Below are 25,037 nucleotides of genomic sequence, written 5' to 3' on the forward strand. Positions count from 1 at the left end.
TACAGCGCTGATTTACTGCTACTACCGCTACTCATTACGCTTTATGGATATTTCCAATAACCCGTTACTCCGGCGCTATGCCTCGTCGGAAGCCAGCGCCAAGAATGATTGGCTGCAGCTGAGCCTGATGCTGCTGCTACTGGTGCTGGCCCGCCTGGCGCATCCGCTGCCGGCGCACACCACGCTGGTTCCCAGGCCCACGCTTTCGCGCTACCTGCTGCCGGCCACGGCCGATTCCAGCCGGTTTACCATCTACGATACCCGGTATAACACCCGCCTGATGCTGGGCCGCCAAACGAGCAACTAGCCACTTACCGCACAAAAAAGCCCCGTTTCCAGGCTGGAAGCGGGACTTTTTTGTGCGGTAAGTGTTTTCAGGACGGGTCGTGCAGCTTGGCCACGCGCTGGCCGGCTTTGTCGTACACATCGCCGCGGGCGGTGATGAACAGGCGGCGCTGCTGCGTGTCGGTCAGCACGTAGGGGAAGGTGGTGCTGGTGGTGCGCGTGATGCGGCCCACTTCCTCGGCGTTGTCGTCCTCGTCCACGCGCACTACTTTCAGGCCGGTGGTGAGGTAATAGCGCTGGCTGGGATTGTTGCGGAAGGTGAGCTGGCCCACGAGGCGCACCGCGTCGCCGGTATTCTGGCTCACGGCAATCAGCTCGCCGGCACTGGCCTCTTCGGAGGTGGTGACGGCGCGGCGAGTGGCGGGCGCGTTGGCGGCAATCACAGCCGGAGCGGCCGACGGGGCCGTCGCCTTTATGCTGGCCACAATCTGGCTGTTGGCCCGCTGCCAGCCTTCGCCAATGGCCGTGAGGCGCGGCGAGCGGCCAGGGTGCGTGCTGGAGCCCTGGTCGTCGGACACGGTGGCCATGGCAGCCTGCGCCTGCGCCAGGCTGGCCCCCAGCTTGCGCAGCACAAAGCCCGAGAACTCATCGGCCTCCAGCTCATCGGCGGGCTGCGAGCCGCCGCCGCGCAGGGTGTGGCCGTTGAGGTGGTGGCCCATCTCATGCGCCAGGATGCTGATGCCGGCCCAGTCGGTGTGCCCGGCGCGGTTCACGGCGTTCAGGAAATCGGGGTTGTAGAGCAGGTAGCGCTTGCCGTCGTACACCACGGCGGCGGCGTTGTCCACGTCGCGGGTGGCGCGCAACTCGAAGCGTGCTTTGAGGCCCACGGCATCGGTAATCTCACGGATGACGTCGGTAGGGGCCGGGGCGGTCTGGGCCTGAGCGGGCACGGCCATGACCAGCGGCAAAGCCAGCAGCAGCGGCGCGGCCAGGCGGCGGAAAACAGCAGGGATAAAAGTCATAGCGGAACGTCGGAATAGAAGAACTACTAAACGGAAGGCAAGCGCAATGCCAAAAGCAAGCGCCCGAAAATGCCAGGGCTGCCGGCCTGCCAGAGCAACGGCGGCCGTATCTTTTCATTGTGGCATCCGGCGGGCAGCGTCCCTCCTCGGAGGGGTGCCAGGCTGTCGAAATAACGTTTGCGGGCCTGTTGCAGTTCATTTCGAAAGAGGCGTTCCGGCGGCGAAATGGTTGCGCCGAAAGCCCCACCGCCCACAAAGCCCGCAGTAGCTTTGTGCCCTGGCAAAACGCGCCCGCTTTCCCTTGCCAAGCTTTCATGAATCAGGCTCATCTTCACCTTCTTGTCAACCACGTCCCCATTCTGGGCAGCTTATTTGCCGCCGTGCTGCTGGGCGCGGGGCTGCTTCGGCAAAACAGCTCCCTGGTAAAAGCCGGCCTCGTGGTGGTGCTGGCGGCGGGCGGGCTGTGCCTGCCCGCGCAGCTCACGGGCGAGGGCGCGGCGGCCATTGCCCTGAACCTGCCCCGCGTGAGCCGCGCCCTCATTCATACCCATGAAGAGGCGGCCGAGCTGGGCTTTTGGGCCCTGGAAGGAGCGGCTACGTTGGCGCTGCTCAGCTTGCTGATGCTGAAAAACCAGTCGCCCAGGGCCCGCCTGCTCACGTTGCTGACGCTGGCGGCGGCCGTGGTCAGCTTCGGGCTGCTGGCGCGGGCCGGCAACCTTGGCGGCCAGATTCGGCATCCCGAAATCCGCGAAGGTTTCGGCACGGCCGATGAGCTATGATTTTAAGTATTCTGTCGTCCTGAACGCAGCGAAGGACCTGCTCATGGCTGAGTTGCTACCAGTCGTTCAGCAGTGAGAAAGTCCTTCGCTATGCTCAGGACGACAATCGAATTACATATAGTTAACCCCTAAAACCCATGCCTTTTCCTTTTTTTGGCGACGATAAATCGACCGTGGCACGGCTGCTGGCCACGCTGCCCCAAACCGGCCGCCTCGAGTGGATTGGCCAGCGGCCGGTGCGCCGCGAGCCGCTGGTGTCGGTGCCCGAGGCGGAGCTGAAAACCGACTCGCATATGCTCGGCGACCATGCCCGGCCCAAAACGGGCGGCAAGCGTCAGGTCACACTGATTCAGCACGAGCATTTGGCGGCGGTGGCCAGCTTTCTGGGGCTGGATGCGCCGGTGGAGCCCGGCCGCCTGCGCCGCAACCTGGTGGTGAGCGGCCTGAACCTGCTGGCCCTGAAAAACCGTCAGATTCGCATCGGCGACGAGGTGATTCTGGACATCACGGGCGAGTGCCACCCCTGCTCGCGCATGGAAGAAGAGCTGGGCCCCGGCGGCTATAACGCCATGCGCGGCCACGGCGGGCTCACGGCGCACATTGCGCAGGGCGGCACCATTCGGGTGGGCGACGTGGTGCGGGTGGTGGAGCCTGCCGACGAGGCGGCGAAGTAACTTTCGCTGGGGCGGGGCCGTTTGGGAAGGGCAAATCAACCCTTTTCACATGAGCAGAACCATACGTTCGCCCCATTTTTCTACCCGCCGCTGGCTATTGGGCTCCCTGCTGGGAGCGCTGCTAACGGCCCCGGCCGCGCAGGCCCAGACCGTGTATGGGCTGGGCACGGTCACGGCCAACTACCTGACGTACACGGCGGGTTCGCAGGGCCTGGTTACGATTAATCCGGCCAATGGCGTGGCAGTGGGGGCTCCCATTCAGCTCAGCGGCCTGCCAGCCAGCCAGAAGGTGGTGGGCATGGATTTCCGGCCTGGCAACGGCCTGCTCTACGGCCTGGGCTACGACACAGCCGCCGTGGCACCCACGGCCAACGCCCAGCTTTACACCCTGAACGTGGGGACCGGCGCAGCCACGGCCGTGGGCCCGGCGGTGCGCCTGGAGCTGGGCCGCCGCACGGCTCGCATCGGCTTCGACTTCAACCCCGTGGCCGACCTGATTCGGGTGGTGAGCACGACCCGTGCCAACTACCGCCTGAACCCCGCCACCGGGGCCATTGCCGGCACCGATACCAACCTGAGCTACGCCAGCGGCACGCCGGCCGTGCCGGGCATTGGCGCGGTGGCGTACACCAACGCCTACCCCGGCGCAACCAGCACCACGCTGTATGCCTTCGATGAGTTGAACAATGGCTTGTTTTCGGTGGTGAACCCGCCCAACGGCGGGGTGCTCACGGCCCCGGTCACGGTGATGTTCCAGGTAGCATCGGGCACGTACGGCATCGGCTCGCCGCAGGCCATCGACTTCGATATTTACGCCAACGGCAGCACCAACCGCAACGAAGGCTTCCTGATGGAAGTGACGGCCGGCGGCAGCAGCAACTTCTACCGCCTGAACCTGACCACCGGCCTGGCCACGCTGGTCGGCAATACGGTGCCCTCGGCAATTCCGTTTGTGATTCGCGACCTGGCCCTCAGCATTGGTACGCCGCTGGGCACGGCTCCGGCGGCGCTGGCCCAGCTGGCGGAGCTTTACCCCAATCCGGCGCACGGCACGGCCACGCTCCGGCTGCCGGCGGCCCTGCGCGGCACCGCCGCCGTGCCCGTTGCCGTAACCGATAACCTGGGCCGTACCGTGCTGCGCTGCTCTCTGCCCACGGGCCCGGCCGATGAGTTGGCCCTGCCGCTGGCCGGCCTCGCGCCGGGTGTGTACTCAGTGCTGGCTCACTCGGCGGCGGGCTTGGTGGCCAGGCGCCTCACCATTCAATAGCTGCCACCAACGGCACCGATGCGAAAGCCATCGATTTTAAAAGACTGAGGGGTTTTTGCCGTGAATATTTTTCAATATTCCGAAATACAGGGATTTAGTCGTTAAAAACTCATTAAAACTCCATCCGAATATTCCCCGGTGAACGTAGTTGAGTTGCGCCGCCGGTCTGCGACTGGTTTGGCTGGTCCTTTTCACTCTCCACCAACCTTTTCCCACTTTATGTACACACGCTTACCTTCGCTGCTGGCTCCGGGCCGGCGCTTCCGCTGCTTACTGGGTGCCGCGTTGGGTGCGGGCCTGCTGCTCGCCGCGCCGCAGGTGCAGGCGCAAACGGTTTATGGGCTAGGAACTTCTACCGCAGGCGCCACAGCCGGCGGCCAGGGGCTCATCACCATCAACCTGACCACGGGCCTGACCAACACCTTCACGCCCACCCCCATTACGTATGTGACCAGCACGGGCCTGCCCACCACGGGCCTGCCGCTGGTCGGGATGGACTTTCGTCCCGCCACCGGGGTGTTGTACGGGTTCGGCTACGACGGGGCGGGGTTGGCCCAGCTTTACACCATCGACCCGGCTACCGGCTCCACCACTGCCGTAGCCCCCGCGTTTGCACTGTCCTTGGGTGGCCCTACGGCCCGCATTGGCTTCGACTTTAATCCGCAGGCCGACCGCATTCGGGTGGTGAGCACAACGGGAGCTAATTTTCGCCTCAATCCCATCACCGGCGGCCTCGCCGCCACCGATGGCACCCTGGCTTATGCAGCCGGCGATGTAAACAGTGGCTCTACGCCGCGCGTGGGCACGGGTGCATACACCAACTCGGTGACCGGGGCCGCCCCCCTCAATACCCTGCTCTACGACCTCGACGAGCTAAATAACGACCAGCAGAACAACGGATTCCTGACCACCCAGAACCCGCCGAACAGCGGCACCCTGAACACCGTGGGCCCGCTGCGCCTCAACAACCCGAACATCGGCGTGGGGTCGGCACGGGGCTTCGACCTCGACATTTACTTCAACCCCACCACCGGCCAGAACGTGGGCTACCTGGAAGAAGTAAACGTGAACGGCGGCAGCAACTTCTACACCCTGAACCTGGAAACGGGCCTGGCCACGCTGGTGGGCAACACGGTGCCGCAACAAGCCAACTTTGAAATCCGCGACATTGCCGCTGTGCCAGCGACTACGCTAGCCACCAGCGGCCAGCTGATTTACGCGGTGAGCGGCGGGCAGCTGGTGTCTTTCCTGTCCGATTCGCCAAGCCTGCTGCGCTCCAGCGTGGCGCTGGGGGCCTTCAACGGCAACGAGACGCTGGCCGGCCTGGACTTCCGGCCCGCCACTGGCGAGCTGTACGCGCTGGGTTATGACCCGGCCACTACCAATACCCGCCTCTACACCGTGAACCTGAGCACGGGTGCCCTTACGCCCATTGGCACCGGGCCGGTGCAGCTGCCGTTGGGCGGGGCCAGCGACCGGATTGGCTTCGACTTCAACCCGACCGTGGACCGCATCCGGGTGGTGAGCACCAACCGGGCCGACTACCGCCTGGTGCCCACCACCGGCGCCATTGCTGCTACCGACGGGACGCTCACGGCCGGTCCGGTCATCAGCGGGGCGGCTTACACCAACAACCAGGCTCCCACCAACGCGACGACGCTCTACGATTACGACGCGACCAACGCCAACCTCTATATTCAGAACCCGCCCAATAACGGGACGCTGGTGCTGGTAGGACCTTCGGGCCTGACGGTGCCGACCACGCCCCGCGGCGCTGATTTTGACATTTTCAACACGCCCGGCACCACCACTAACGCGGCGTATCTGGCAGTGAATACCGGCGCTTCGCTGAATGACCAGCTCTTTACCCTGGACCTGGCCTCTGGCGCAGCTACCGCGAAAGGCGTTATCGGCAACGGCGGCGACGTGAGCGGGCTGGCCGCCTTCATCCCGACGGGCTCGCTGCTGACCTGGAACGGCAGCGTGAGCACCGACTGGGGCACGGCCGCCAACTGGACGCCCGCTCAAATTCCCACGGCCAGCAACGACGTGGTGATTGCCGCTGCCGCCAACCAGCCCATTGTGGGCAACGCGCAGCAGGCCCGCACCGTGACCCTGAACGCCGGCACCAGCCTTACCACCGCCAACGGCGGCACCCTCACCGTAGCCGGCAACTTCACCAACAACGGCGGTACGGTGGGCGGCACCGGCACCGGCGTAGTGGTGCTGAACGGCGCGGCTGTGCAGACCCTGGCCGGCACCGGCACGGCGGCTTCAGCCTTCAACAACCTGACCGTGGGCACGGCGGGCGCTACCAACACCGGCCCCGTTGCCATTCAGAACGGCCTTGTGCTCAACGGCAACTTCACGATTGGTACTGGCGTCGCTTTCACGCTGCTTTCCAATGCTAACGGTACGGCCTATGTGGTGAACAACGGCAGCAGCGTAGTAACCGGCACTGCCACGGTGCAACGCTATATCACCCCCACCAATAATGGACTGGGCTACCGCCACTACAGCTCGCCGGTGACGCGCAATACCGCTGTCGCCACCAGCAACACGGTGGCGGACCTGGCGACGGCCTCCTACACCCCGGTGGTGAATGGCGCCTACAACTCATCCAACGCCCCGCGCCTGGTGCAGCCCTACCCTAACGTGTTCTACTACGACCAGTCGCGCCTGGCTACCAGCAACGCGTCGTACGCGGTGGGCGACTTCGACAACGGTTTCCTCTCGCCTAGCGCCAACGACCTCAGCGACGTGCTGGTTACCACGCGGGGCTACACCGTCAACATTAACAGTACGGAGCTGGTTGATTTTCAGGGCACGCTCAACACCGGCACCTATTCGACGAGCGCGCTGAGCCGGGGCGCTCAGCCCACTGCCGGCTGGCAGTTCCTGGGCAACCCCTACCCGGGGGCCATCAATTTCGACGTGGTGCGGACGAATTCTACGGGCATCGAGAACGCGCTGTACGTATTCAAAAGCAACAGTCAGTATACGGGCGCATACGCTGGCTACGTGAACGGGCAGTCCGTCAATGGCGGTACCAATATCATACCGGTAGCCCAGGGCTTTTTCGTGCGGACCGCAGCAGGCCAGACAGGTTCGGTAAGCTTCACCAATGCTGTGCGCACCAATGCGCCCGACAACACGCCTTTCCAGCGCACCACCGCCGATACCCGCCCGCAGTTGGCCCTGACCCTGCGCAATGCCACCGCCGCCCTCCAAACGGCAACGTATTTTGAGCAGGGTGCTACGGCGGGCTTCGATGCGGGCTTTGACGCCCATTACCTGCCCGCTACCAACGGACTGGAGCTGGCCACCGAAGCCGGCGCCGAGCAACTGTCCATCAACGGCCAACCGGCGCTGACCGGTGCCGACGTGCTGCTGCCCCTGCGCCTGGCCGCCGCCACCCCCGGCTCCTACACCCTGGCCGTGGATAACCTGGCCAACCTGCCCGCCGCCTACCACGCCTACCTGCGCGACGCCCTCACCGGCACCTACGCCGACCTGGCCACCAATGCCTCGCTCCCGCTGAGCCTGGCCGCCAACGCCCCGGCCAGCGGCCGCTACGCCCTGCTCTTCACCACCCAGCAGCGCGTGCTGGCCAACGCCCCTGCCGCCCTGGCCCGCCTGGCCAGCGTGTACCCCAACCCGGCCCACGGCGCGGCCACCCTGCTGCTGCCCGCCGCCCTGCGCGGCCCCCAGCCCACAACCGTGGCCGTGGTCGACAACTTGGGCCGCACCGTGCTCACCCGCACGCTGGCGGCGGGTGCTGTGGAAACCCTCGAGCTGCCCCTCGGCGGCCTGGCCCCCGGCATCTACTCCGTGCAGGCCCAAACCGCCGCCGGGCTCGTCGCCAAGCGACTCGTCGTGCAATAGCCTGCTGGCGCTGAAGCACTTTTTGCTTCTTCTGTAAAGAACCCGCCGTCTGACAACTGTCAGGCGGCGGGTTCTTTTTTGCAGGCGCTTAAGCTGGAATAATCAAATTCAGGTGCTTGTTAAATGCGCTTGCTCATGGGGTGGCCAGCTATGGCCGCCCGCTATTTTACCCGGTGTAATCTTTTCTTTTCGGGCACCGTACACGGACGCAAATCGGCGAAAGGCATTTTTTCAGTACCTTGGAAGCCCTTGATTTTCAGTCATAAATACATTGCTTTTCATCTTACTAAAATTATAAATAATATGCATCGCACCACATACCCAATCAGTAAAGTCCGCGCCCTGGCCCGCCACGGAGCGGCTGCGCTCATGCTACTGGGCTTGGTAACGCATTCATCGCTGACCCGGGCACAAACGATTCTGGGCCTGGGCACCATCACCGGCTCCAACTTCCGGGGCGAGCCGGTGGGGGCGCAGGGGCTGGTCCTCATCGACCCCACCACGGGCGCGGCGCTGAACCTGGCTCCGCTGCGCATTACGGGCGTGGCGGCGGGCCAGACGCTGGTAGGCATCGACTACCGCCCGGCCGACAACCTGCTGTATGCGCTGGGCTACGATGCCGGCACGGCCGGGGCCAACGCCCAGCTGTACCTGCTGAATGCGGGCACCAACGTGGCCTCGCCCATGGGCAGCGCCATCCGGCTGGAGCTGGGCGGGCCGGCCGAGAAAATCGGCTTCGACTTCAACCCGACGGTGGACCGCATTCGGGTGGTGAGCACCAACAACGCCAACTACCGCCTCAACCCCGCAACGGGCGGCCTCGCGGCCACCGATGGCCCCCTGGCCTACGCTGGCGGCAGCCCCGCCGACCCCGGCGTGGGCGCGGTGGCTTACACCAATTCCTTCGTAGGCACGGCGGCCACCACCACGCTCTACGACTTCGACTACCTCAACAACGGCCTGCTCTCCATTCAGGCCCCGCCCAACAACGGCACGCTGAACCCGCAAAGCACGGTGCAGTTCATGATTACGGGCGGGTCGTCGCCGGGCACCTACCCCATTGGCAATCCGACGGATATCGGGCTGGATATCTTCTATAACCCGACTACCAACACCAACGTGGGCTACGTGACGGAAGTGACCGCGCCCCGCGCCAACGGCTCGCGGGCCAGCAACACTTACCGCCTCGACCTGGCCACCGGCCTGGCCACGCAGTTGGGCAACACGGTGCCGGCCAGCACGCTGCTCAACTTTGAAATCCGCGACCTGGCGGTGGCGCTGCTGCCCCCGCCCACCATCACCTGGAACGGCTCGGTGAGCACCGACTGGCTCACGGCCGCCAACTGGACCCCCGCCGCCGTGCCCACCGCCGCCACGGATGTGGTGATTCCGGGCGGCACGCCCAACCAGCCCACCCTGGCCACCAACCAGCAAACCCACGCCCTCACGCTCACGAGTGGGGCGGTGTTTACCACCCTGAGCGGCAGCAATCTGGTAGTGGGCGGCAACTGGACCAACAACGGCGGCACGCTGGTGGGCAACGGCAGCAGCACCGTTATTCTGGACCTGAACACTTCGCAGACCATCGGCGGCACCTCGCCCACCATCTTCCAGAACCTGACCATTGGGCTGGGCACGGCCTCGCTGGCCCCGGCGGCGGCGCTGGCGGCCCCGGCTTCGGTGCGCCGCCTGCTCACGCTGTATGGCGACCTGACGGTGACGGGGCAGACCTTTACGCTGCTCTCGGATGCGGCTAACACAGCGCAGGTCGTCAACATCAGCGGCAGCGTGGTGGGCGCAGCCACGGTGCAGCGCTACATCGACCCCAGCCGCAACGCCGGCCTGGGCTACCGCCACTACAGCCCGCCCGTGAGCGGCAGCACCGTGGCCTACCTGACCACTACCGGCTTCGCGCCCGTGGTGAATGGGGCTTACAACAGCATTGGCAACACGGTAACGCCTTTCCCCACGGTGTTTGGCTACAACGAGCAGCGCGTGACCACCAGCGGCAACCCCGCGCCGCAGGATTTCGACAAGGGCTTTTTCTCGCCCAACAACCTGGGCGATGCCCTCAACCCCACCGAGGGCTACACGGTGAACATCACGGCTTCGGCCAATGTCGATTTCGTGGGCACGCTCAACAACGGCCCGCTCACGGCCGGCGGCCTCACCCGGGGCGGCCAGGCCGAGAGCGGCTGGCACCTGCGCGGCAACCCCTACCCCGCTCCGCTCGACTGGAACCTGGTCATCAGCAACGGCCGCCTGACCAATGTTGACAACGCCCTGTACGTGTTCAAGAGCAGCGGCCAGTACACCGGCTCGTATGCCAGCTACATCGGCGGCGTGGGCGTGAACGGCGGCACCAACGTGCTGCCGTCGTCGCAGGGCTTCTTCGTGCGCACCAGCGCCCCGGGCCAGACCGGCAGCATCGCCTTCACCAATGCCGAGCGCCTTACTACGTACAACAATACGCCCTTCCAGCGCGGCACTTCCGACACCCGCCCGCAGCTGCTGCTGAGTTTGAGCAGCACTGCCGCCACTACGCAGGCCGCCGTTTATTTCGACCAGGGCGCTACTCCCAATTTTGATGCGGCCTTCGATGCCGTGGCCCTGCCCGGCTCCAACGGCCTGCAGCTGGCCACCGAAGCTGGCGCCGAGCCACTGGCCATCAACGGCCAACCCGCCCTGACCGGCGCCGACGTGCTGCTGCCCCTGCGCCTGGCCGCCGCCACCCCCGGCTCCTACACCCTGGCCGTGGATAACCTGGCCAACCTGCCCGCCGCCTACCACGCCTACCTGCGCGACGCCCTCACCGGCACCTACTCCGACCTGGCCACCAATGCCTCGCTCCCGCTGAACGTGGCCGCCAACGCGCCGGCCAGCGGCCGCTACGCCCTGCTCTTCACCACCCAGGCCCGCGTGCTGGCCAACGCCCCCGCCGCCCTGGCCCGCCTGGCCAGCGTGTACCCCAACCCGGCCCACGGCGCGGCCACGCTGCTGCTGCCCGCCGCCCTGCGCGGCCCCCAGCCCACAACCGTGGCCGTGGTTGACAACCTGGGCCGCACCGTGCTCACCCGCACGCTGGCGGCGGGTGCTGTGGAAACCCTCGAGCTGCCCCTCGGCGGCCTGGCCCCCGGCATCTACTCCGTGCAGGCCCAAACCGCCGCCGGGCGCGTCGCCAAGCGACTCGTCGTGCAGTAATTGCCTCTGTTCCGATTTCAAACAAAAAGCCCTCACTGATGCAGTGAGGGCTTTTTCTGTTTAACTCAACGGGTTCACTTTTTATTAAAAAAACCTCCCGCCAGGGGCGAGAGGCTTTCCGAGCTATGAAAACAACTGTCCCCTGTAGAGACACGCCATTATCTACGCTGAATGGCGGGCGGTTGGATTTTCAGCGGCGAGGTTTTTACGCGCCGTCCATCCGCACGATTTTGGGGGTGAAGGAGCCGAGCACGTCCACCAGCTCGTGCTGGCTGGCCATCACGGTGTGGATGTCCTTGTAGGCCATCGGCGCTTCGTCCAGGCCGCCGCCGATTAGCTCCACGCCGTAGTCGGCCAGGTGCTTGCGCACCTGCGCTTCGCCCAGCTCGGCCTTGGCGCGGGTGCGCGACATGAGCCGGCCCGCCCCGTGCGAGGCCGACGCCAGCGAAGCCGCCAGCCCCCGGCCGCGCACAATGAAGCCGGGGGCCGTCATTGAGCCGGGAATGATGCCGAGCACGCCCGCGCCGGCCGGCGTAGCGCCCTTGCGGTGGGTGATGACCTCGCGGCCATCGGCCAGGCGTTCTTTCCAGGCGAAATTGTGGTGGTTTTCCACTTTCGCCAGGGGCTTTTCGCCGAGGGCTTTGGCCAGGCGGCGATGAATCTGCTCGTGGCAGGCCGAGGCGTAGCGGCCGGCCAGGTTCATGGCGGCCCAGTATTCCTGGCCGGCTTCGGTGTCGAGGCCGAGCCAGGCGAGGTGCTGGGCTTCGCCGGGCAGGTGGCACACGTCCTTGGCCAGCTTGGTGTAGCGCTCGGCAATGCCGGCGCCCAGGCCCCGCGAGCCGGAGTGCGAAAGCACGCCCAGGTACTGGCCCACGGGCACGCCCAGCTCGTTTTCCGCTTCGGTGATTTCGACAATGCCGAACTCCACGAAGTGGTTGCCGGAGCCGGAGGTTCCCACCTGCTCGGCGGCTTTGTCCAGCTTGTTTTTCAGGAAAGGAATCGTGCGGAATTCCTCGCTATCGAGCACCGCGTGGTCCATTCGCTGGCCGCGCTCGAAGCCCCGGCCGGAGCCGAAACGAGTGTTGTCGAGCAGCAGGCTGCGCAATTGCTGGGTGCGCTGGGTGAGGAATTTGGCGGGCAAATCGAACACCGACAGGGCCATGCGGCAGCCAATGTCCACGCCCACGGCGTAGGGAATCACGGCATTATCCGTCGCCAGCACGCCGCCGATGGGCAGGCCGTAGCCGTGATGGGCATCGGGCATGAGGGCGCCGGCCACGGTCACGGGCAGCTTCATGGCCGTTTCCATCTGATGAATGGCGCCCTGCTCGATGTGCTCGGGGCCGAACACGGCGTAGTCCTTACGCTCCACGAGGCTGATGTGGCGATTGGGCGGCGGCAGCAGCGCGGCGGCCGTGTGGCTCCAGTCGAGGTGGGTGAGGTAGTCGGTGGGGTTGGCAACGAGTTGCCCCAGCAAAGCCAGCTGGTCGGTTTGGGAGAGTTTCTTGAGGTGCTTGCGCTGCAATTGAGCCAGCGCGAGCCCGATGGCACGGCCTTCGGGGAAACCGAGGTTTCGGAGGTCGTTGCCGCGTAATTGAGAGGCCATGAGAATGGTTGTTTACACTGTAGAGACGCGACACTTCGCGTCTCAGTCGTTGATGATGAAAAGAAATAAAACGGGCCGGGCAACAGGCGCAACGCCCGCACATGTGCTCTAACCGACTGAGCTACCGCAGGCCGAAACCCACGGGCCGGGCTCGAACCGGCGACCCCATCGTCCCTAACGAAGTAGGGCGGTGCTACGGCACCAGCGCGTTTTATTCAATAAATTTTTCGGAGCGACAGCCGGCCGGCGTTTTGCCAAAAGGCGACGTGACAGGTCGAAGGAACGCCGGCCTACGGCATCCGAAAAGCAACAAGTTGACAAGGGTAGAAAAAGCGGAGCAGTCGGTTCAGGGGGATGCGTCGACGTAAGCCTGCTCGACGACACCTTCTCAACTCCTTCCTCCGCCGGGGCAACCAGCGCCCGGCCTTCATATCCTGCTCTACCACTGAGCTACGACAACGGCCCTGCGGCCATTGCCGGCGGGATTCGAACCCGCGTCCCGGGCATTAAAAGTGCGAAGTATGGCCGGGCTACGACACCCGACGGAGGTTGAACGAGAATATATTGGGGCAACAAGCGGCAAAGGCACATGATGAAACGGTGCTTTTGACCACTCAGCCACTCCGGCGGTTGCCGGCCGAAGGCGGGATTCGAACCCACGGTATCCGCCTGGATACAACGAAGTAGCCTTTGCCTACGGCACCCAACACAGCGCCTGGTTTCCAAACGGGGCAACAAGCGCCCGGCCAGTCGGCATGGCCCTACCGTTACGCATTACGCCCTGCCTCGCGGCAGCACTTCGGGAGTCGAACCCACGACCATACCTGGGGGGAGCGAAGAACGGCCCGGCTACGGCACCCAATTGGAAACGTATTTTTTGAGTTAATTCCGAAAAATTCAGGGCAACAGGCGGCGGGCGCGTCAACCGCAGCCGAAGCGGCGGAGGGGGAATCGAACCCGAGAAATGTCCCGAAGGGCAAGTCTTTCACCAAGCGAAGTAGCGCCCATCTACGGCACCTGAACCATGCGGATGCGGCCGGAGTGGGACGCGCCACCGCAGTGGCCGCGTCCCGGTCGGCGACTGCCCCAGGTGGGCAGCCGTCTTCCTCATTTCGGCAGTTTATCTAACGTAAATCATGTCGTTTTTAGTTTGATTAATTGGCGTAAAGCAAGGGGAATGAGCGGCGGGCACTATGATGAGGGGACTCGAACCCCTGCCGCCGAAACGGCCAACCCTGCACCTCGCGAAGTAAGCCACGCCTACGCCACCTTGCGCCGCAGCGGCCGGGGGTTCCGCTTTGAGAGGTGAGATTATGAGACGTGAGACGTGAGACGTGAGAATGCTTAGCAAAAGCTGTCCGGGCTTCTCATTTCTCATAATCTCACTTCTCACAGTTCAATCTTCCCGATTTCGGTAAGGGCCGAGCCGCCGTTATCCAGCGCGCTCAGCACGTCGAACACCTTGTCGGACCAGCCGGCGATGAGGGCCACGCCCGTTTCGGGGCGCACCTCCAGCGGGGCGGTGCCGTGCCCGGCCAGGTCGAAGAGGTAGAGGCGGGCGTTGGGGGCTACGGTGCGGCGGTAGTCGGCCCAGATTTGGCTGAATACGCCCCCGCCGTTGGTGCTGTTCCAGAGCTGGCAGTCGGTGAAAATCATCACCTTGTCCACCACTTCGCGGCGCAACAGCAGCTCCTGCACTACCAGGTGGCCGTTGGTGGAGTAGCCCACTTCGCCTTCGCGCTGGTACAGCTCGTCCACGTTGCGCAGCACCGGCCCACGGGGCAGGCTGATGCGCTTCCAGATGTTGCCGAACAGGCCGGTAATCACGTTCTGGCAGCGGCTCTGGAGCAACATGCTCAGCGCCAGGCCCACGTCGTAGAGCAGCACTTTGCTGCGCGCCGAAATGGGCTGCTGCATCGAGCCCGACACGTCGCAGGCCAGCACCACGCGGGTGTCGGGCCCGAAACCGCGCAGGTTCACGGCGCTGTGCGCCATGGCCGTTTCCAGGGCCGCCAGCACGCCGGCCACATGGCCGCTGGGCAAGGCTTTCACCTCGCGGTAAGCGGCCAGGAAGCGGAACGGCAGCTGCTTGCTGCGCGCCACCGCAAACCGGTCGGCCAGGGTGTCGCACACTTTCTCCATCGTTGCCGCCGAAACATTGGCTTCGAGGATGTTGCGCAGGTTGCGGAGCAGGGCCATGTAGCCCAGCTTGCCGCTGCCAACGAGCGTTTCCCAGGTCTGGCGGACGGCCGTTTGCCGGTCCGCCCCGGTGGCGTAGGTCCCCTGCCCTACCGCCGACAGCTCGGTTTCCCAGGTATAGGGTGTGGGCAGCTCGCCGCGCACCAGCTGGTCGAACAGGGCTTGCTGGGCCGCGTCCTTGGCGTTGGGGTGCACCAGGAAGAGGGCATCGCGCAGGCGCACTGCGCCGGCCCGGTCGTACTTGGCCAGCTGGTAGCCGTCGAACCGGTTGAAGCTGAGGGCCAGCCCTTTCTGCAGCTGCTTCGAGAGGCGGTTGAGGACCTTGGTGCCGCGCCGGCCGTTGGCCTGGGCATAGAAGGCCAGCAATTCCGTGATTTCGTCGGGGCGCTGCACCACGCGGGCCACCAGGCGGCTCACGAGGCTGTCGCCCCGGTGCAGGCGGGCCAGCTCCACGGCCAGCACCAGCGGCACCGAGCGCAAATTCAGGCTTTCGCGGGCATACACGGCCAGCTGCGCCACGAAAACGGGGTCGTTTTTGGCCACCAAATCGCGCAGGCGGGCCAGGCGGGTATCGGCCGTTTCGTAGAACTGGTCGCTGAGCGCAGCCGTGGCCACAGCCGCGTACAGCTCCACCTGCGGCGTGAGCGTGAAGGCGGGTGCGCCTTCGTGGTTTACCGTCGGAGCGGTATTTCGGGAGAAGAAGTTGAAGCGCATGATGGCAGCGTTAGGAGTTAAATATTGGCATGACGGCCGTTCGGCGGCGTTTTGCAGCTTGCTTAAGCGTATTTCGACATCACCAGGCGGGCCTGGTCGAGCCATTGTTTGATGCAGATTTCTTCGGCATCGGTCATCCAGCGGTTGTGCTTGCCGCGCACCTGCACCACGGTGCGGTTGGCCTCCACTTCCAGCGTCAGGCTGCGGTGGCCATCCACGGTGAGCGAGAAAATGCCACACCGGCCCCGGCGGCAGGAGGTCAGGTAAGTGGCCACGCAGTGGTGCAGGGCCTGGCCTTCGTCCAGCAGCTGGCCGTAGGTGGTGAGCTGCGTAATCCGCACGTTGCCAGCTGCGTAGTCTGGTACCGGCAGGCCGGGCCAGCAGATGCTGGCATCGGGCAGCACGCCGCCCGCCTGGCGACGCAGCCGGTTCAGGCCCTGGTGCCAGGCCTCGGTTTGGGCGAGTACCGACGCCATGCTGCGGCCTTTGAGCGAGAAGCCCGGCTGGGCCGGCTCGGTGCCGATGCCGACGCTGCGCTTCTGCTGAATCCAGTCGCAGACCGGCCCGAAGTGGCTGGGGTCGACCATGGGCGTGGCCAGAAAAAAGTCCACCACGCCCAGCCAGAAGTCGTCGTCCACGAGCGGGGCGCGGCCCAGGCGCGATTCCATCACCACGCCCCACCAGGCCAGCGCATCGCGGGCCGCCAGCTGAGCGTAGCGCAAGGCTTCGCGGAAAGTGCAGCCGGCCGGTGCCTGCCGCATCCCATGCTCCAGCCGTTTGCTGAGGGCCACGGGCAGGCCGGGGAAGCTGCGCAGGGACTTGCCCTGCCCCAGGTGCAGGGTCAAATCGGGCAGGCTCACGCCGTCTTCCACCAACGTCGGGCGCGTCCAGGATTCAATCAGCCAGGCGGGCGTGTTGCCGTAGCCGTCGAACAGGTGCCGCACCAGGCCGGTCAGCTGCCGGTACACGTTGCTGCTTTTGGGCTGCCAGTCGGCCACCTCGCGCACCCGCTGGGCGTAGCGCTCGGTGAGGGCGGCCACCGCCAGGCCCAGCTCGGGCCGGTGCAGCACGCCGATGCGCTTGGTAGCCAGGGCTTGCAGCGCCGTGCGAATGGCGGGCCGAACCTCGGCCGGCAGCACCGCCACGCACATGGCGTAGAGCTGCGACAGTACCGAATCGACGCCCACGGCCTCGTACAGCTGGTGGGGCGACGCAAAGGAAAAAATAAAGTCAATTTGCCGCGACAGGGGCCATTTGCGCCAGTCGATGTGCCGCGCGAGGGCGGCACCGGCTTGTTGCCAGCGGCGGGTTTCCGCCGAAATAGGTTTGTTACGGTTTGCCATAAAGCGGGGGCCTGCCCGCAGACAGTGCCTAGCCAGGTTTTCGAATAAGAGAGGTGGGCGCACGCAGCCGGCAGCCCGGTTTCAGTCGATTTTGCCGTTGCTCAGCGGCCGACCAACTGGCCGCCCACTGGCGCAGCCGGCCCGCAGCAAGGAGCCGATAAACGGGTGGAGGAGCTAAGAAGCGCATGGCGAAAAAGGGGGAATGAGAAATGTGGAAAAAGAAGAATCGAGGAGAAAAACCGACGGCAATAATTACCAAATAATAATTCGGCGACAGTTCAAATTGAATTAAACGCACCCCTCCCGTTCAAATAAAAACGGATTTTTATCTGGCAATTAATTACACGAAAAAGCCCGGCTTTTCGGGGCCGGGCTTTTCTATTTCGCGGGAGTTTACGCCGAGGCTATCGACGTTTCCAACCAGGAAGAAAAGCACGGCCGCACCAATCCAGCAGGCCGCCATCGGGCCGGAGCTGGAACTGTTTGGGCAGGTAACCGGGGCGGATATTGTGCATGGATTGAATGAGACAAGCGGTTGACGGACCGACTAGCAACAAAAAACCCGAGCATTGTGGGCTCGGGCGGTGTCAGGCTTCAGCGTAAAGCTGAAATCAGGCAAACGTACCGAGCGGAAGCAGCCGTTCTGGCTGCATCTTATCCGAATTGCTTGTGAGTATCAGGTGGCGGTACATGGGTATTTGCTTTTGTTGCGACAAAGGTTGAGGATTAATTTTAATTGCGCAAATTATTTTTAAAAATAATTGATAAATATTTTTTTGACGGAATTTATAAATTGCAGAGCAGTGGCAAATTCGCCTGATTAGCGCGCCTGCTATCCGGCACTGAAAAACCCCACCTCCTCATTCGCAGTACCTGCGGCGTATGCCCTGCCTCGCCACTTCCGACCACTACACCCTCGACCTGCCCGCCGGCCACCGCTTCCCCATTGCCAAATACGCCCTCATTCGGGAGCAATTGCTGTGGCAGGGCATTGCCGCGCCGGCAGACTTTTATGAGCCGGGCCTGTGCGCCGAGGCAGATGTCCTGCGGGTGCACACCGCCGAGTATTGGCACAAGGTGCGCGACCTGCAGCTCTCGCCCCGCGAGGTGCGCAACCTGGGCCTGCCGCAGAGCCCGCAGCTGGTGCGGCGCTCGCTGAGCAGCAGCGCGGGCACCGTGCAATCGGCCCGGCGGGCCCTGCGCGATGGCATCGGGCTGAACCTGGCCGGGGGCACCCACCACGCTTTTGCCGACCGCGGCGAAGGCTTTTGCGTGCTCAACGACCAGGCCATTGCGGCGGCGCACCTGCTGGCGCACGGGCTGGCCCGACAGGTTTTGATAGTGGACCTGGACGTGCACCAGGGCGATGGCACGGCCCGCATTTTCCGCAACGAGCCACGCGTCTTCACGTTTTCGATGCACGCCGGGGCCAACTACCCATTGCGCAAAGAGGAGTCGGACCTGGATATTCCGCTGGCGCTGGGCACCGGCGATGCCGACTATCTGGCGCAGCTCACGGCTACGCTGGAGCCGCTGGTGGAGCGCGTGCGGCCCGATTTCATGTTTTACCAGGCCGGGGTGGACGTGCTGGCCACCGATAAGCTGGGCAAGCTGGCGCTCTCGCCGGCCGGCTGCCGGCAGCGCGACGAGCTGGTGCTGGGCCTGTGCCGGGTGCGCGGCCTGCCGGTGGCCGTGAGCATGGGCGGGGGCTATTCCGAGCGGCTGGCCGACATCGTGGACGCGCACTGCAACACGTTTCGGGTGGCCTTTGAGCTGTGGCCGTAGGAACGCGCCACGGCGCGTTCCTACGGCCACGACCGCGCCATGCCGCGTTCCTACCTTTGCCATCAAATGAAAAACCCCGATTCCATGCCTCTCGAACGCATTACCGTTCCGGTTCGCACCGATGAGCAGCCTTCGGGCACGCCCGCCCAGCAGGCCTTCCGGCAGGCCATTCTCGACGTGGAGAACCTGCGCGAGCGGCTGCGCGACCTGCGGGCCGAGCAGGCCAACGCCCGACGGCGCTACTGGCAGCAGGTGGGGCCGGCGGCCGGGGCCGTGGTGACGGCCCGGCGCGAGCTGTATGCGCCATTGGAGGAAGCGCTGCTGCTGAGCTACTTCAGCCGCCTGGAAGAGGAGCAGATTCTGGGCGTGATTCTGGGCAATGCGCGGGCGCTGGAAGCGCGGTTTGGCGAGGATGAGAGCGACATCATTCGCCGGTACGCGCCAGCGAATCATCGGGATAAACCGGCTTTCGGCGCCGATTCGGAAGCCGGAACCGCCTCGAAATCCCAGCCGGATTTCATCCCCGACCCGGCCCTGCCCCCGCACGAGCAGGCTGCTGCAGCCGCAAAGGCCCGGCGCAAAACCAAAGCCCGGCGCCAGCAGGAAGCCGCCGAAGCCGCCGCCCGCGCCGACCAGAAGCAGCTCGCATCCAACACCAAAACCATCTACCGCCAGCTGGCCCGCGCGCACCACCCCGACCTGGAGCGCGACCCCGAAAAGCAAGCCGACAAAACCGCCCGGATGCAGCGCATCACCGAAGCCTACGAGGCCGACGACCTCTACGCGCTGCTGCAGCTGCTGGCCGAAACCGGCCCCGCCGATGCGGAGGCCGACGATGTGCTGGCCCGCTACACCCGCGCCCTGCTTCAGCAGCAGGCCCAGCTGAAGCAGGAAATGAACGAGCTGAAGTACGGCCCCCACGGTTTCGTGACGGGCTCCGGCAAGAAGCAGGAGCTGGAACTACGCCAGCTCAAGCGCGACCTGCGGGCCGAAGCCGAGTACGTGCAGCACGTCGGGCGGCGCATCAGCGCGCCGGAGGGGCTGCGCGAGGTGCTGCGGCAGCTGGCCGCTGAGGGCGCAGAGCATCTTTGAACGACTGCGGGCAAGCAGCCCCATCTGACTACCCCATAAAATCAACGGCGGCCTGCACCACGGCGGCCTCGCGCAGAATGCGGTTGTGGCCCAGGCCGCGCGTGGCGTGCAACCTGGCCCCGGGCCAGGCGGCGGCAATTTGCCGGCCTTCGGCGAACGGGATGATTTCGTCGTTTTCGTCGTGCATAATGAGCACTTTTTCGGCGCCGGTGCCGGGGCCGGCGGCCGCCACGGCGAAAGAGTCGGCCGGGCGGCCGGTGAGGCGCTCGATGTGAGCGGCAAAGCGCGCCACCAGCGCGGCGGGCAATCCGAGGAAGTCGACAAAGCGGCCGGCCACTACCCGGGGGTTCAGCGGCGCGCTGAGCAGCACCAAGCGCGGCAATGGAACCCCGCCCGGCAGCCGCACCGGCAGCCCGGCTACCGACGCCGCCCCAAACGAGTGCGCCACAATAGCGCGCACCTGGCCCACGGTGCAAACTACGGCCTGCACGGCCGCGCCAAAATCGGTGAGCGTGGTGTAGCGGCCGCCGGAATTGCCGTGCGCCGGCCCATCGAGCGCCACCACGCGGTAGACGGCCGCCAGCAAGGGCTGCACCCAGGCCCGCCAGAAGCTGGCGCGGTGTTCCCAGCCGTGCACCAGCACCACGGCCGCCGCCGCCGCCGGGCCCCATTCGTACACGGCCACCCCGTCGTGGCCGACGGTCACCGTGCGGCGGCGGGCCTCGGCCAGTGCCGGGGCCTCCCAGTCCTTCACGGGCAGGCGGCGCGGCGTGCAAAACAGCCGCCACGCCTGCCGAAACGCCGTAGCCGGGGCCACGGCCCATAGCACTTTCAGCTGCCAGCGGAGCCACCGCAGCCCGGCGGGCGGCGAGGGGTAGCGAATGGTGGGGGCAACAGCCGCCGGCTCGGGATTGGCCATAAAAAACTCGTGTGCCGGAGAATAGATATTGGTCATGTGCAGCCGGTGGTTAGGTGAAACAGCAGAAAGCAGTAGGGTTAAAATAGCCCGGCTATCGCCGGAACTCAGGCGAAAAGCTCCAGCCGCAGCTGGCCAATTATCACCTGAAAAGGCGTTTCATCGTGCACCCGCGCCACTTGCAAAGCCCCCGCCAGCGTGGTGAGCACCTGGGCCGCCTTGGCGGCCGGGCTGCCCACAAACCGGAGCGCGCCCGTGGCGCGGCCCACGGCCAGCACCTGGGCCAGCCACTCGGTCAGCTCGCGGTTGAAGGTGCGCAGCTCGGCCTGCATGGGCGCGGGCAAGGTGCGAAAATCGGCGGCCAACGAGCCGAACAAACACACCCGCCGGTCGTGGCCGAGGTGGTTTTCATACACGGCCAGCAGGGCTTCGAGCTGCTGCGCGGGGGGCAGGTCGGCCACGCGGGGCAGGTCGCGCCACTTGCGCAGGCGGCGCAGCTGCCGGGCCACCAGGGCCGTGCCCAGGTCGTCTTTGCCGGGGTAGTGGTAATGAATGGCGGCCGGCTTCACGCCCAGCTCTTTGGCCAGGTGCTGGTAGCTGAAGGCGTTGAAGCCCCGCTCCAGCAGCAGTGCCTCGGCCAGGTCGAGGATGCGCGTTTTGGTATCGGGAACAAGCGGAGTAGCGACAGCTGGGATTTGCATAGCAGCACAAACATACTACTTACTTACTAATTAGTAAGTATTCATCGGCTCAAATTGTATGAGCACGAAAAAGCCATTCCCCGAAAGGCGAAGGGCTTCTAACCTGAATTCCTTCTGTATTCAGCGGCCGGCCTACCGCTCCTCCGGCCCCAGGCCCAGGGCATCTACGGCGGCCTGCACTGCCTCGGCGCGGTAGGCGGGGGCGGTGGCGGGGGCTTTGAGCAGGCGCAGCAGGCGCTGGTATTTCTGGCGTCCTTCGGCCAGCATCTGCTCGCTTACTTCGATAGTGAACACGCCGAAGGGCTCGATTTTTTGCACGCCCACTAACAGGAACCGGTCGGCGTGCAGGGCATCGGTGTAGAAGGCGGCCTGGCGGTCGTAGTCGTAGGCCGAGCATTGCCAGAGGAAATGGTCGGCATCGCGGGCGCTGGTGGTTTTGAAATCGATGATGGTGAACGGCTGGTCGGGCTGGCTCACCACCAGGTCGGCGCGGAGCTTGCAGAGCGTGTCGGTTTCGGGCTCCGTGAACAGCACGCTGACTTCGGGCGTGCCCTGCTCCAAAAGCTCGGCCAGCTGGGTGTTCAGCTTCACGCCCTCCACCAGCCACCACACCAGCGTATCGTTCAGGCCGGGCTGGCCGGCCACGTAGTCGGCCGGTTCCAGCAGGGCCGTGTGGAAGGCGGTGCCGAAGCTCAGGGCCCCTTCGCTGGCGCTGGTTTGGGGGCGCGGCGGGCGGCCGTCGAGGGCATCGCGCAGGCGCGAGAGGTCGGAATTGGCAATGGCGGGTAGGGCGCGGTAGGTATCGTAGTCGAGGCGCAGCAGGTCGGGGCGGCGGGTGGGCGAAGTAGGCATAATGCCTTAAACAGCAAAAGCCTGCATTTGGTGGCGCGGGCCCGCCCAAAGCCGGGGCCAATGGCCGCAATGCGGCTATCGGCCCCAGCCTAGTACTTCGTTATCAACCGCTTATTTATTCATAAAATAGAGCCCCAGCTTCAGGCGGTTTTCTGCCCGCCTGGGGCCGCCCAGCACCACGCGCTCCGGGCTGGTGGGCGTGGCCGCTACCAGCAGCAAGCCATTGTTGTCGAGCGTCCGGTTGACGGCCGCCTGGCAGTATTCCGTCACCGAAAAGCTGTAGAAACCCGTTTCCAGGCCCGTGTAGGCCGAGGTGCCGTACGCATAAGGAATGCTCAGCGCCGTGCCCGTGGTGCTGCTGCCCAGGGCCAGGCCCTGCTGGTTGCCCCGGCCGCTGAGGTAGGCGCTGAGGCTGCCGGGCGGGGCCAGGTAGCGGGTGCTGGTGCCCGGCAGCGCCTCCAGCATCAGGTTGGCCTGCACAATGGTCAGCGTCGAGCCGAAAGTGCGCAGGTCGGTCAGGTACGGGATTTCCACCTTGGTTTGCAAGCCCAGTGCCCCGTCGATGTATGCCTCCTGAGCCGTCCGGGCCACATCGAGGGCTTGCAGCGAGGCCGTGAGCGGCGCCAGGAGCGTACCGGTACGGTCGGCCGTGACCTGGTAGAAGTGCTTGGTGCCGGCGGCCAGCGTGAAGTCCTGCACCAGGGCCGTGAGCGGGTCGGCGGGGTCGTGGGTGTAGAGGTGCAGGGCGCCGCCTTCGGTGCTGGCCTGGGTGCGGAGCAGGGCGGCATCATCGGCAGCCCCGGGCGCGAGCACCAGGCCGGCCAGCAGGTAGTTCAGCTCGGCTTCGGTGGTGAGGCGGTCGGCCTGGCCGGCCGTGAGCAGCTCCCGGCCCAGGGCATCGGCCAGGCGCAGGCGCAGGGCGCTCAGGCTGGGCCGGGCGTAGAAGGCACGGGCCCCGGTGCCCTGGTTGAGGGCCGCCGCATCGTAGCTCAGCTGGCTGAAGGCGTAGTACGTTTTGGCATCTTCGAGCGGGGCGCGCAGGCGGTGCACTTCCACCGTCTGCTGGCGGGTGGTGTCGCCGTAGCGGTACGTATCGGGCCTGAGCTCCAGCACCAGCGAGTCGAACACCTCGGCGCTGCCGGGCGAGTAGGCCGAAGCCAGGCCCACCCGGAAGTAGCTGCGGGCCGTGACGGTACCCAGGCGCGGGTCCTGGTAGCGGCCCACCAGCAGGTTGTCGCTGGTCGAGGTCACCACCGAGTCGTGCCACACCGTGGCCAGCCGCACCGTGAGCGTATCCACGTAGTAGCCACTGCCGCTGGCAGTGGTCTGGGGTACATCCACGGTGATGTTGCCCACCGGGTCGCAGGCGGTGCCGGCCGCGGCCAGCAGCAGGCCCCCCACCAATTGCCGCCAGGGCCTCAGGCCGGATGGCAAATCAACCTTAGTCCACATCGGCATCGGGCTCCAGTATCCAGAGGTCGTCGTAGCGGGTGCTGCCGTTGGCCCCCAGGGCAATGTAGCCGTAGTCGCCCAGCCCGAAGGCTACCGCCGAGATGCGCGAAGAACCGCCAAAATCCGTCTTCTGGTACCAGTTGTCGTCCGTGGGGCTGTAGGCCCAGCAGTTGGTTAGCTGGGCATCCTTGCTGCCCAGGGCCACGTAGCCGGTGTTGTTGATGGAAAAGGCCACGCCGTAGGCACGCGGCACGGCGCTGAAGTTGTAGTTGTCGCCGGCCACGTCGTCGTTGTTGAGGATGAGGGGGCGGTGCTCGGTCCAGGCTTCGGTGCCGGGGTTGTAGCTCCAGTTGTCGGTTTGAAAGGTCCCGTTATCAATCCCGGTGCAGATGTAGCCCTCGTTGTTTACCACAAAAGCCGTGGCTCCCAGGCGCTTGTTGCCGCCGAAGCTGGGCTTCTGCGTCCAGGCATCGGCCAGCGGGTCGTACTGCCAGAAGTCTTTCTTGTAGTTGCCGTCGTAGCCGGTGCCCACGTAGCCTTTGTCGTTGAGGGCAAAGGCCACGGCCCCGTAGCGGGCGCTGCCCGCGAAGTCGGCTTTCTGGGCCCAGGTATTGGTGGCGGGGTTGTATTCCCAGAAGTCCTTCAGGCGGTTGAGGCCGTCGTAGCCGGTGCCCACGTAGCCCTTGCCATTGGCCGCGAAGGCCACGGCCTGGTAGCGGCCCACGCCCGGAAAGTCGGCAATCTGCCGCCAGGTATTGGTGGCCGGCGTGTATTCCCAAAAGTCCTTGTACTTGTCGGTGCCATCGGTGCCGAGGCCCACGTAGCCCTTGCCATTGATGACGAAGCTCACCGCCGCGCTCCGGGCCAGGCCCTCAAACTGCGAGCGGTTTTCCCAGGCCCCCACAATGTAATCGACATCGGTAGAATCTTTGGTGCAGCTGTTCAGGGCCGACAGCAGCAGCAGCAGCACTGCCAGTAAGCGTGTTTTCTTCATTTCAGAAAATGGATGGTGAAACATGCCTGAGAGAGGCCCGGGGGCCGGATTCCGGTTGCAACGCCGGCCCGGCGGCGGGCCCTGTTTCGTCCCAAACCACGCTTTCCGCCGCCCAAACCGGCCACTGGCATCGACCAATCTGATGCATTTGCAGTCGGTTTCCAGCTCCGGCCCGCCCGGTTTTCAGGCGGCAGGCAGGCCAGGGGCTGTTATCTGCCGCCTTTGGGTCGGGCGGCTATGGGCAGGTGCCCGGCGTTGCGTGTGCCCGTC

Annotated in this window: 17 protein-coding genes; 8 read left to right on the forward strand and 9 right to left on the reverse strand. The window is 65.2% G+C overall.

Annotated features, from left to right (window positions below; all coding sequences use genetic code 11):
- Nucleotides 1-43: 43 nt before the first annotated feature.
- Entirely contained in the window at nucleotides 44-307 is a 264-nt protein-coding gene (locus tag ACYVHT_RS03425; protein WP_460547953.1) for a hypothetical protein, read from the forward strand.
- Nucleotides 308-374: 67 nt separating this feature from the next.
- Here the strand turns inward: ACYVHT_RS03425 and ACYVHT_RS03430 are convergent, their stop codons facing one another.
- Nucleotides 375-1,307, reverse strand: a complete 933-nt coding sequence (locus ACYVHT_RS03430) for a M48 family metalloprotease (protein WP_460547955.1) — start codon at nucleotides 1,305-1,307, stop codon at nucleotides 375-377.
- Nucleotides 1,308-1,621: 314 nt separating this feature from the next.
- Between ACYVHT_RS03430 and ACYVHT_RS03435 the strand changes: the two genes are divergently transcribed.
- The 5 genes from ACYVHT_RS03435 (at nucleotide 1,622) to ACYVHT_RS03455 (ending at nucleotide 11,113) form a co-directional block, all read left to right on the forward strand.
- Nucleotides 1,622-2,086, forward strand: coding sequence for a hypothetical protein (locus ACYVHT_RS03435; protein ID WP_460547957.1), 465 nt, complete (start codon nucleotides 1,622-1,624; stop codon nucleotides 2,084-2,086).
- A 137-nt stretch (nucleotides 2,087-2,223) separates the two neighbouring features.
- Nucleotides 2,224-2,760: an MOSC domain-containing protein gene (locus tag ACYVHT_RS03440; RefSeq protein ID WP_460547959.1), complete on the forward strand. Its 537-nt coding sequence runs from the start codon at nucleotides 2,224-2,226 to the stop codon at nucleotides 2,758-2,760.
- A 49-nt stretch (nucleotides 2,761-2,809) separates the two neighbouring features.
- Nucleotides 2,810-4,027, forward strand: a complete 1,218-nt coding sequence (locus tag ACYVHT_RS03445; RefSeq protein ID WP_460547961.1) for a DUF4394 domain-containing protein — start codon at nucleotides 2,810-2,812, stop codon at nucleotides 4,025-4,027.
- Nucleotides 4,028-4,246: 219 nt separating this feature from the next.
- The gene (locus tag ACYVHT_RS03450) at nucleotides 4,247-7,912 is read left to right on the forward strand and encodes a DUF4394 domain-containing protein (RefSeq protein WP_460547963.1); all 3,666 of its coding nucleotides are present in this window, start codon (nucleotides 4,247-4,249) and stop codon (nucleotides 7,910-7,912) included.
- A gap of 303 nt (nucleotides 7,913-8,215) precedes the next feature.
- Nucleotides 8,216-11,113 (forward strand): DUF4394 domain-containing protein, encoded by a 2,898-nt coding sequence (locus tag ACYVHT_RS03455; protein ID WP_460547965.1) that lies wholly within the window; start codon nucleotides 8,216-8,218, stop codon nucleotides 11,111-11,113.
- Nucleotides 11,114-11,318: 205 nt separating this feature from the next.
- On the opposite strand, the gene ACYVHT_RS03460 is transcribed toward ACYVHT_RS03455, so the two are convergent.
- The 3 genes from ACYVHT_RS03460 to ACYVHT_RS03470 all read right to left on the reverse strand — a co-directional run bounded on the left by ACYVHT_RS03460 (nucleotide 11,319) and on the right by ACYVHT_RS03470 (nucleotide 16,975).
- Nucleotides 11,319-12,719 carry an RtcB family protein gene (locus tag ACYVHT_RS03460; protein WP_460547967.1) on the reverse strand — a complete coding sequence of 467 codons (1,401 nt, stop codon included), beginning with the start codon at nucleotides 12,717-12,719 and terminating at the stop codon, nucleotides 11,319-11,321.
- A 1,389-nt stretch (nucleotides 12,720-14,108) separates the two neighbouring features.
- Nucleotides 14,109-15,632 carry a TROVE domain-containing protein gene (locus ACYVHT_RS03465; protein ID WP_460547969.1) on the reverse strand — a complete coding sequence of 508 codons (1,524 nt, stop codon included), beginning with the start codon at nucleotides 15,630-15,632 and terminating at the stop codon, nucleotides 14,109-14,111.
- Nucleotides 15,633-15,694: 62 nt separating this feature from the next.
- Entirely contained in the window at nucleotides 15,695-16,975 is a 1,281-nt protein-coding gene (locus ACYVHT_RS03470) for a PcfJ domain-containing protein (protein ID WP_460547971.1), read from the reverse strand.
- An 882-nt stretch (nucleotides 16,976-17,857) separates the two neighbouring features.
- On the opposite strand from ACYVHT_RS03470, the gene ACYVHT_RS03475 reads away from it, so the two are divergent.
- Both ACYVHT_RS03475 and ACYVHT_RS03480 read left to right on the forward strand, forming a co-directional pair.
- Nucleotides 17,858-18,760 carry a histone deacetylase family protein gene (locus ACYVHT_RS03475; protein WP_460547973.1) on the forward strand — a complete coding sequence of 301 codons (903 nt, stop codon included), beginning with the start codon at nucleotides 17,858-17,860 and terminating at the stop codon, nucleotides 18,758-18,760.
- Between the two features lie 84 nt (nucleotides 18,761-18,844).
- Nucleotides 18,845-19,852 carry a J domain-containing protein gene (locus tag ACYVHT_RS03480; protein WP_460547975.1) on the forward strand — a complete coding sequence of 336 codons (1,008 nt, stop codon included), beginning with the start codon at nucleotides 18,845-18,847 and terminating at the stop codon, nucleotides 19,850-19,852.
- A 28-nt stretch (nucleotides 19,853-19,880) separates the two neighbouring features.
- Here ACYVHT_RS03480 and ACYVHT_RS03485 read toward each other — a convergent pair whose 3' ends face one another.
- The 5 genes from ACYVHT_RS03485 to ACYVHT_RS03505 all read right to left on the reverse strand — a co-directional run bounded on the left by ACYVHT_RS03485 (nucleotide 19,881) and on the right by ACYVHT_RS03505 (nucleotide 24,767).
- Entirely contained in the window at nucleotides 19,881-20,807 is a 927-nt protein-coding gene (locus ACYVHT_RS03485) for an alpha/beta fold hydrolase (protein ID WP_460547977.1), read from the reverse strand.
- A 68-nt stretch (nucleotides 20,808-20,875) separates the two neighbouring features.
- Entirely contained in the window at nucleotides 20,876-21,469 is a 594-nt protein-coding gene (locus ACYVHT_RS03490) for a TetR/AcrR family transcriptional regulator (RefSeq protein WP_460547979.1), read from the reverse strand.
- Nucleotides 21,470-21,601: 132 nt separating this feature from the next.
- On the reverse strand, nucleotides 21,602-22,321 hold the full coding sequence (locus tag ACYVHT_RS03495; protein WP_460547981.1) for an exonuclease family protein: 720 nt from the start codon (nucleotides 22,319-22,321) through the stop codon (nucleotides 21,602-21,604).
- Nucleotides 22,322-22,432: 111 nt separating this feature from the next.
- Entirely contained in the window at nucleotides 22,433-23,773 is a 1,341-nt protein-coding gene (locus ACYVHT_RS03500) for a DUF4270 family protein (protein ID WP_460547983.1), read from the reverse strand.
- A complete protein-coding gene (locus tag ACYVHT_RS03505; protein ID WP_460547985.1) occupies nucleotides 23,763-24,767 on the reverse strand; it encodes a Kelch repeat-containing protein in 1,005 nt (334 codons plus the stop codon). Before ACYVHT_RS03505 ends, ACYVHT_RS03500 begins: the two co-directional genes overlap by 11 nt.
- Nucleotides 24,768-25,037: the final 270 nt, after the last annotated feature.

The organism is Hymenobacter daeguensis (assembly GCF_054780555.1).

Excerpts from the sequence above, each read along its gene's own strand:
- ACYVHT_RS03425 (WP_460547953.1), top strand. The coding sequence starts at position 44 with ATGGATATTTCCAATAACCCGTTACTCCGGCGCTATGCCTCGTCGGAA.
- ACYVHT_RS03430 (WP_460547955.1), bottom strand. The coding sequence starts at position 1,307 with ATGACTTTTATCCCTGCTGTTTTCCGCCGCCTGGCCGCGCCGCTGCTG.
- ACYVHT_RS03435 (WP_460547957.1), top strand. The coding sequence starts at position 1,622 with ATGAATCAGGCTCATCTTCACCTTCTTGTCAACCACGTCCCCATTCTG.
- ACYVHT_RS03440 (WP_460547959.1), top strand. The coding sequence starts at position 2,224 with ATGCCTTTTCCTTTTTTTGGCGACGATAAATCGACCGTGGCACGGCTG.
- ACYVHT_RS03445 (WP_460547961.1), top strand. The coding sequence starts at position 2,810 with ATGAGCAGAACCATACGTTCGCCCCATTTTTCTACCCGCCGCTGGCTA.
- ACYVHT_RS03450 (WP_460547963.1), top strand. The coding sequence starts at position 4,247 with ATGTACACACGCTTACCTTCGCTGCTGGCTCCGGGCCGGCGCTTCCGC.
- ACYVHT_RS03455 (WP_460547965.1), top strand. The coding sequence starts at position 8,216 with ATGCATCGCACCACATACCCAATCAGTAAAGTCCGCGCCCTGGCCCGC.
- ACYVHT_RS03460 (WP_460547967.1), bottom strand. The coding sequence starts at position 12,719 with ATGGCCTCTCAATTACGCGGCAACGACCTCCGAAACCTCGGTTTCCCC.
- ACYVHT_RS03465 (WP_460547969.1), bottom strand. The coding sequence starts at position 15,632 with ATGCGCTTCAACTTCTTCTCCCGAAATACCGCTCCGACGGTAAACCAC.
- ACYVHT_RS03470 (WP_460547971.1), bottom strand. The coding sequence starts at position 16,975 with ATGGCAAACCGTAACAAACCTATTTCGGCGGAAACCCGCCGCTGGCAA.
- ACYVHT_RS03475 (WP_460547973.1), top strand. The coding sequence starts at position 17,858 with ATGCCCTGCCTCGCCACTTCCGACCACTACACCCTCGACCTGCCCGCC.
- ACYVHT_RS03480 (WP_460547975.1), top strand. The coding sequence starts at position 18,845 with ATGCCTCTCGAACGCATTACCGTTCCGGTTCGCACCGATGAGCAGCCT.
- ACYVHT_RS03485 (WP_460547977.1), bottom strand. The coding sequence starts at position 20,807 with ATGACCAATATCTATTCTCCGGCACACGAGTTTTTTATGGCCAATCCC.
- ACYVHT_RS03490 (WP_460547979.1), bottom strand. The coding sequence starts at position 21,469 with ATGCAAATCCCAGCTGTCGCTACTCCGCTTGTTCCCGATACCAAAACG.
- ACYVHT_RS03495 (WP_460547981.1), bottom strand. The coding sequence starts at position 22,321 with ATGCCTACTTCGCCCACCCGCCGCCCCGACCTGCTGCGCCTCGACTAC.
- ACYVHT_RS03500 (WP_460547983.1), bottom strand. The coding sequence starts at position 23,773 with ATGTGGACTAAGGTTGATTTGCCATCCGGCCTGAGGCCCTGGCGGCAA.
- ACYVHT_RS03505 (WP_460547985.1), bottom strand. The coding sequence starts at position 24,767 with ATGAAGAAAACACGCTTACTGGCAGTGCTGCTGCTGCTGCTGTCGGCC.